At 62.6% G+C, this 6,577-nt stretch carries 8 protein-coding genes; all 8 read right to left on the minus strand.

Going from position 1 to position 6,577, the window contains the following annotated elements; all coding sequences use genetic code 11:
- Window positions 1–1,190, minus strand: a 1,190-nt coding sequence (locus AAG799_RS21700) for a thiamine pyrophosphate-binding protein (RefSeq protein WP_341899117.1), incomplete at its 3' end; no start/stop codon positions are given.
- A complete protein-coding gene (locus AAG799_RS21705; RefSeq protein WP_341899119.1) occupies window positions 1,183–2,049 on the minus strand; it encodes an IclR family transcriptional regulator in 867 nt (288 codons plus the stop codon). The genes AAG799_RS21705 and AAG799_RS21700, both read right to left, overlap by 8 nt.
- The gene (locus AAG799_RS21710; RefSeq protein WP_341899121.1) at window positions 2,046–2,861 is read right to left on the minus strand and encodes an alpha/beta fold hydrolase; all 816 of its coding nucleotides are present in this window, start codon (window positions 2,859–2,861) and stop codon (window positions 2,046–2,048) included. Before AAG799_RS21710 ends, AAG799_RS21705 begins: the two co-directional genes overlap by 4 nt.
- Window positions 2,848–3,606 carry an SDR family oxidoreductase gene (locus AAG799_RS21715; RefSeq protein WP_341899123.1) on the minus strand — a complete coding sequence of 253 codons (759 nt, stop codon included), beginning with the start codon at window positions 3,604–3,606 and terminating at the stop codon, window positions 2,848–2,850. The genes AAG799_RS21710 and AAG799_RS21715 overlap by 14 nt, the downstream gene beginning before the upstream one ends.
- Window positions 3,607–3,620: 14 nt before the next feature.
- Window positions 3,621–4,229, minus strand: coding sequence for a cupin domain-containing protein (locus tag AAG799_RS21720; protein WP_341899125.1), 609 nt, complete (start codon window positions 4,227–4,229; stop codon window positions 3,621–3,623).
- Between the two features lie 40 nt (window positions 4,230–4,269).
- Window positions 4,270–5,337: an aromatic ring-hydroxylating dioxygenase subunit alpha gene (locus tag AAG799_RS21725; protein WP_341899127.1), complete on the minus strand. Its 1,068-nt coding sequence runs from the start codon at window positions 5,335–5,337 to the stop codon at window positions 4,270–4,272.
- Window positions 5,338–5,350: 13 nt separating this feature from the next.
- Entirely contained in the window at window positions 5,351–6,145 is a 795-nt protein-coding gene (locus AAG799_RS21730; protein ID WP_341899128.1) for an ABC transporter permease, read from the minus strand.
- 30 nt (window positions 6,146–6,175) lie between these two features.
- Window positions 6,176–6,577, minus strand: a 402-nt coding sequence (locus AAG799_RS21735; RefSeq protein WP_341899130.1) for an ABC transporter substrate-binding protein, incomplete at its 5' end; no start/stop codon positions are given.

Here is a 6,577-nt window from a genome sequence, read left to right on the forward strand (position 1 = left end):
TCGAACAGCTTGAGCATGCGGTTGCCCCAGGTGCTGTTTGACACAGTGACGTCGCGAACCCAGAGGTAATCGCGCGGCACGGCTTTCTGCAGGGCATCGACCAGCTTCTCGTAAGGCCCCAGGCCCTTGCGCAACTGTGCCTCGGCCTCGTTACGCGCGGCCTTGGCGTCCCCGGCGAAGCTGTCGGATACCTTCAGCTTCCCCTTCAGTCGCGCGACCAGTCCGGTCAGCGCCGGCTTGGCATCGGCAGCCAGGAACAGGTCGGCGGTATAACCGCGGCCATGGGCCTGTGGATCGGCATCGATCTGCAGCATCGGCTTGGGCAGTTTCAACGTGTATTTCAAAGTCTCGTTGCCGCGCAGGCGCGACCCCACCACCAGCAGTGCATCGCAACTGGCGTAGAAGCTTTCTACCGGCGGCGACAGATTGAAGGCGCCTAACGTGCGGGCGTCATCCTCGGGCAGCACGCCGCGACCCTGCACGCTGGTGACCACGGTGAAGCCCAGATCAGCCAGCGCCTTGATTTCATCGGCCGCATGACGGGCGCCGCCGCCGGCCCAGAGCAGCGGGCGCTTGGCCTTGGCCAGCAATTCAGCCATCGCATCGAGCGCCGCCGGATCGGGCTGGGCAATGCTGAGCGGCACCGGTGCAATATGCGCCGGCAGGTCGATCAGGGCTTCCTGCACATCAATCGGGATTTCCACGCTGACCGGACCGGTCGGGGCGGTCAGCGCGGCGCGCACGGCTTCCTGCAATACGCCGAGTGCGGTTTCTGGCGACCAGACGCGGAAAAAGGCCTTCGAGACCGCCTTCAGCATGGTCGGCTGATCGGTCGCTTCATGGATGTAGCTCCAGCGCTTGTCGAGATAGGCGCGCTCGATCTGGCCGGTCAGATGCAGTACCGGCGTGCCGGCAGTCTGCGCCTCCACCATGGCGCCCGCAGCATTGCCCGCCGCTGTGCCAGTACTGGTGATGGCAACACCAAGATGGCCGCGCACCCGGGCAAAAGCATCCGCCATGTTGACCGCGCCGGCTTCGCCACGGCTGGGCACGAAGCGGATCGTGTTGCGCCGGCCGAAAGCATCCAGGATCGGCATATTGTGGATCGAGATGACGCCAAAGGCGGTGTCGACGCCGCAGGATTCGAGGAAACGTGCAGCCAGTTCGCCGACGGTGATCTGCTCAGACATGAAGCGACTCTCTAATAGGGGTGACGGCGGGCTTGGCAGATTCGGCCGGAAGCGGCAGCGGCGCCCGCGGCGCCTCGCGGCGAATCCACTGGGTGATTTCGGCAGCAGCCTGCAGGATGGCGTCTTTCAGACCGCCATGCATGGCCTCGAGATCGACATAGGCATCGACTGCCGTGATATTGATGGCCGCCACGATGCGGCCGGCGCCATCGCGCACCGGTGCAGCCACCGAACTGACGCCGCGCTCGAAGAAAGACTGGCTGGTGGCATAACCGCGACTGCGATCTTCTGCCAGAATCACCTTGAGGTCGGCCAGCGTGGTTGGTGTCTGTTCGCTGAAACGCGGCAGACTGTCTTCGGGAAACAGGGCCTGCAGGGCAGCATCGTCATGCTCGACCAGCAGCATGCGCCCCATCACCGTGGCATGGATGGGAAAGCGGGTGCCGATATTCACCGTGCTGGAGATTGTGGTGCGAGCCGGATAGCGCGCGACATAGACGATTTCGCGGCCATCGGCGACCGCCATATGCGACGACAGGCCGGTTTCGTCCCGCAGGCGCTGCAGGATCGGTTGCGCTGCCTCAACGATATCGAGCGATGCGAGATACTCGAAGCCATGGCCAAGCACGGCCGGACCCAGCTTGAACTGTCGTTCATCGTCTTCGCGGCGCACGAAGCCCATGGCCTGCAGGGTATGCAGCAGACGGAACACCGTAGAGCGCGGCAGTTGCAGCTCCTGGGCAATATCGGGTGCACTCAGGCTCGGGCGCTGCCGCGAGAACAGGGCCAGCACCGCGAGGCCCTGGGCCAGAGCCGGCACGATATACTTGCCTTCGGGGATACGGTCAGTTCCGCTCATGATAGGCCTCCGCAAAAATCGGCGAGGATGGCAGTAAAACGCTCGGGCTTTTCCAGATAGAGCGCATGGCCGGCGGCCGGGATTACATTTACCGGCGCCTGCAGACGCAGGGCGGCGGCCTTGAGATTGGATGCCGGCGGCGTGATGACATCGGCATCGCCGTAGATGATCTGTACCGGCAGCGCGACCGGCAGCCGGGCGATATCGACCAGCGCATCGCCACCTGACAGCATGCGCGCGGCCTGGCCATAGCCCGGCATCTGTACCTGGGCCATCGCATCGATCACCGCCTGGCGCATCTCCACTGTCGCATCGGGGCCGAGCAGGCGCGGCCCGCGTTTTTCCGCCATCCCGCGCGCACCCAGGGTGACGATATCGTCAAGCCGGCTCTGCAGTAGACGGCTACGCTCATCCGGGGCCATCTTGGCATGACCAGTGGCAATGCTGCTGAGTGTCAACGACAGTAACCGGTCCGCATGCAGGAGAGCGAAACGGGCTGCCATCAGGGTGCCCAGCGAATGGCCGACGAGATGGCAGCGGCTGATTCCGAGTGAATCAAGGAAAGCCAGCAGGGCCGCGGCATAATCGCCAGCATCGGGCGTGTCCGACTTGAGCGGCGTCGACTCGGCATAGCCCGGTGCATCCCAGGCAATGACTCGAAAGCGATCCGCCAATCCGGCAAGCTGATGCCGCCAGGACTTTGATGCCGAGCCGATGCCATGCAGCAGGACAATCGGCGTCCCGCGCCCGGCTTCCTGATAGGAAATCCGGGCGTCTCCAAGAACCGCGATGCGCGGATCAGTTGAAGACAAAGCCGCCATTGACGGGCAGGAGCTGGCCGGTGACGAAGCCGGCGCCGTCGCTCAGCAGATAGACGACGGCACCCACAACATCCTCAGGCATTTGCGGCCGCGCCATGGCGCGGCCCTCTACATAGAGGCGCTTGCGCTCCTCCGGCACATATTCGGTGGCTTCCACCAGCACCAAGCCGGGCGCGATGGCATTCACGGCAATGCGGTCCGGACCCAGCTCACGGGCGAGCGAGCGGGTCATACTGATGATCGCACCCTTGCTGGAGACGTAATGCAGCAGTTTCGGCGCTCCCCAGAGCGCGGTATCGGAAGCGAGATTCACGATGCGGCCACCGGCCTTCGAGTTGCGCAGCAGCGGCGCCAGTGCCTTCACCATCAGCCAGGTGCCGCGCACATTGACCGTCATCACCCGATCCCAGGTGGCAATATCAATTTCCTCGAAGGTCTTGCCACCGATGCCGGTGGCAATCGCTGCATTGTTAACGAGGCCATCGATGTGACCATAGCGGCGGCCAAGCTCGGCCCCGAAGGCCTCCACGGAGGCCGGATCGCCCAGATCGACGGCTAAGAAGACGGCATCGGCGCCGGCCTTCTGCAGGTCGGCCACTGCCGCTGTCCCCCAGTCGGTATTGATATCGGCGACGACGACCGTGGCTGCACCGGCGACGGCGCAGGCATCGGCAAATGCCTTGCCCAGCCCGCGCCCGGCGCCAGTCACCACCACGATTCGATTCTTCAAGGTCATCGCCGCCTGCTCGCTTACTCGGCCGCCGAGGAGGTCTTGGCCGCTTCGGCTGCAGCTGCAATTTCACGACGGCGTTTGCGCAGTTCCATCAGCGGATGGCCTTCCGGATAATCCGGAACATTCGGCTTGGACACACCCAGCATGACACACATCAGGGCCTCTTCCTGGCCTTCATTGCGCAGGCCGCGGAAGACACCCGGCGGCACCGACACCACATCACGATCCTTCAGGACGGTATCGAAGGTCTCGCCTTCCAGCTCGAAGAACAGCCGCAGTTTCTGCGCCTTGAGCACGAAGAACACCTCTTCGGCATCATAATGCACATGCAGGGGGCCTTCGCAGCCCGCCGGCAGGATCATGGTCGAAAAGGTGAAATGCTCGGACGGAATGCTGTTGCTGTCGGTGGCAACGCCGGTGGCACCGGTGCCGATATAGCGGCACTGGGCGCGGCGGTATTTCGGGTCGAAGTCAGCCTGGAATTTCAGCGCATTCCAGTCATAGGTGCGCGTCTCATACCGGGCAATGCGGGACTCGATCCATTGCTGCAACGACTTTTCCTTGGGCTTTTCCCAGGTCGGGAACCAGTCCTTGGCGAATTGGGCGATCTTCTCGGCTACGCTCATAGCATCCTCCTTCAGGAAGCTCCGGATACTTCAGGTTCGATCAGGCCACGCCAGCAGCACGCGGCGCTTCACCGGCGACGGTCTTGGCAGCATTCAGCGCCTGCACCTGGTCGCGGGCAGCTTTCAGCAGCACCGTGCGCACACGCCCAAGGCCGGCATCATGCTGGTACAGGAATTCATGCTCGCGCGCCTGCGGCGCCATGTCTTCCAGCACCACGCGATCCTGCTCCAGCACAGCCCAGTGCAGGCCTTCGAGCCGGGCGCGATAGAGGAATTTCCAGGTATCACGCTGCCAGCCTTTCGGGATTTTACGGATGCGCCAGAAGAATACGCGGCAATGATCCTCATCGACCGGCGCCACCATGCCGACGATAGTGAAAGCGCCGCCGGGACCGGCCTGCTTGCCATAGGGAATTTCCAGGCGCAGCCAGAGCGCATCGGTGACGCCGAATTCAGTCCAGTCGAAATTCACGCCGCGCTGCCCAGACTTCTCGAAAACAAAGCCGGTATCGGTCTTGCGCAGTTTCATTTCGGCATGCTTGTCGCCTTCGGCCATCGAATGGGACTGCGCATGAAGATAGGCGCCATGCATCGGGTCCATCACATTGTCGATGGCATAGCGGTAATTGCACTTCCAGTGCGCGGTGCACAGGATGGCTTCGTAGTCTTCGGAAACCAGTTCCTCTGGCAGAACCAGGAGCGCAGGATCTGCATGCAGGGCATCACCGAACCACACGAAGATGGCGCCGGCCTTCTCCTGCACATGGTAGCTGCGCACGCAGCGCTTGCCTTCCATCGGCGCATTGGCCTGGGCTGGCACGCGGGCCACCACGCCATCGCCCTTCACTTCCACGCCGTGATACCAACAGGCCACGCGGTCGCCCAGAGCCCAACCCAGCGACAGTCGTGCCCCGCGATGCGGGCAGCGATCTTCCAGGGCGCGCACGGCACCATCGGCATCGCGCCACAGCACAATATTCTCAGACAGGCGCGTCAGTCCCACCGGCTTGTCGCGCACCATCCAGCTGGGTGCAACCGGATACCAGAAATTGCGCAAACCCCGGTTGAGCAGGGTTTCAACTTCTTGCATTTCGCTGGCAGTGGCCATGGAGCGGCTCCTCTCAGACCGCCGTGCGCGAACGCGCCGGCAGATAATGCAACACACGATTCTCGATCAAAACGACGATGGCATAGAGCACGATGCCGATCAGGGTCAGCAGGATAATCGCCACAAACACCATGGCGGTATTGCCGGCCCCTTCGCCGAAAGTGAGCAGATAACCCAGGCCGGTGTTGCCGCCCACCAGTTCGCCCACCACCACGCCGATCACGGCCAGCGTGGCAGCGATGCGCAGGCCGGCAAATAGCGGCGGCAAGGCCGCCGGAAACTCGATCTTCCAGAACACCTGAAAACGGTTGGCCGTGAACGATTTGGCCAGCCGCACGATATCGGGATCGATGGCGCGGACGGCGCCCAGCACATTGATCATCACCGGAAAAAAGACAATCAGGATGCAGACCAGAATCTTCGGATAGACGGTGTAGCCGAACCAGATGATGAACAGTGGCGCGAAGGCTACCTTCGGTGCGATCTGCAGTGCCAGGATATAAGGCGAGAGCACGAATTCTGTCGTCGGCGACATGCCAAGCACAAAGCCGGCGAAGATACCGAGCAGCGCACCCAGTAGAAAACCGACCGCCACCTGCATCGCCGTGATGCCGGTGTGGAAGATCAGTTTGTCCTTGGCCAGCATGCGCAGGAACTCGTCCCAGACCAGACTGGCCGGCGGGATGATGAAATGCGGAATGCCGAACCAGCCCGGCGCCCATTGCCAGACCGCGACGAAAACGACGAACAGCAGGAAGCTGCCGGCCATCATGCGGCGCAGGTGGGGTTGGGTGAGGACCGTTTGCATTCTTACATCACTCCCGCCGGCCGAGGCCGATTACTGGACGAACTGGTTGGTGTAGAGATCCTTGACCGGAGTCTTGTCGCGGATCACGCCTTCCTTGACATAGAAGTCCTGCAGCGCCGTCAGGCGGCTTTCATCCACCGCACCAAGCTTGGCCTGTCCCGGATAGACATACTGGTTGTAGAGCTTGAAGGACGCGACGATGAACGGCACGTTGCCGCTATGCTCGGGCACGGCCTTGACGTAATCGGCGGCGGCGCCTTCCGGATTATCCATGATGTCCTTCATGCCCTTCAGCGTGGCGCGGACCAGCTTCTGGATCAGTTGCGGATTCTTCTGGATCACGTCATCGGCCGCCACGATGGCCTGCGCCATGCTCTTGAAATGCGCATCCGACGGAATGACCTCGATATTCATCTTGGCCGCCATCGCCTG

This window comes from Ferrovibrio terrae (assembly GCF_943371255.1).
Lineage (GTDB): Bacteria > Pseudomonadota > Alphaproteobacteria > Ferrovibrionales > Ferrovibrionaceae > Ferrovibrio > Ferrovibrio terrae_B.

What these genes read in the sequence shown, in the direction of transcription:
- AAG799_RS21705 (WP_341899119.1), bottom strand. Translation starts at nt 2,049, where the DNA reads ATGAGCGGAACTGACCGTATCCCCGAAGGCAAGTATATCGTGCCGGCT.
- AAG799_RS21715 (WP_341899123.1), bottom strand. Translation starts at nt 3,606, where the DNA reads ATGACCTTGAAGAATCGAATCGTGGTGGTGACTGGCGCCGGGCGCGGG.
- AAG799_RS21720 (WP_341899125.1), bottom strand. Translation starts at nt 4,229, where the DNA reads ATGAGCGTAGCCGAGAAGATCGCCCAATTCGCCAAGGACTGGTTCCCG.
- AAG799_RS21725 (WP_341899127.1), bottom strand. Translation starts at nt 5,337, where the DNA reads ATGGCCACTGCCAGCGAAATGCAAGAAGTTGAAACCCTGCTCAACCGG.
- AAG799_RS21730 (WP_341899128.1), bottom strand. Translation starts at nt 6,145, where the DNA reads ATGCAAACGGTCCTCACCCAACCCCACCTGCGCCGCATGATGGCCGGC.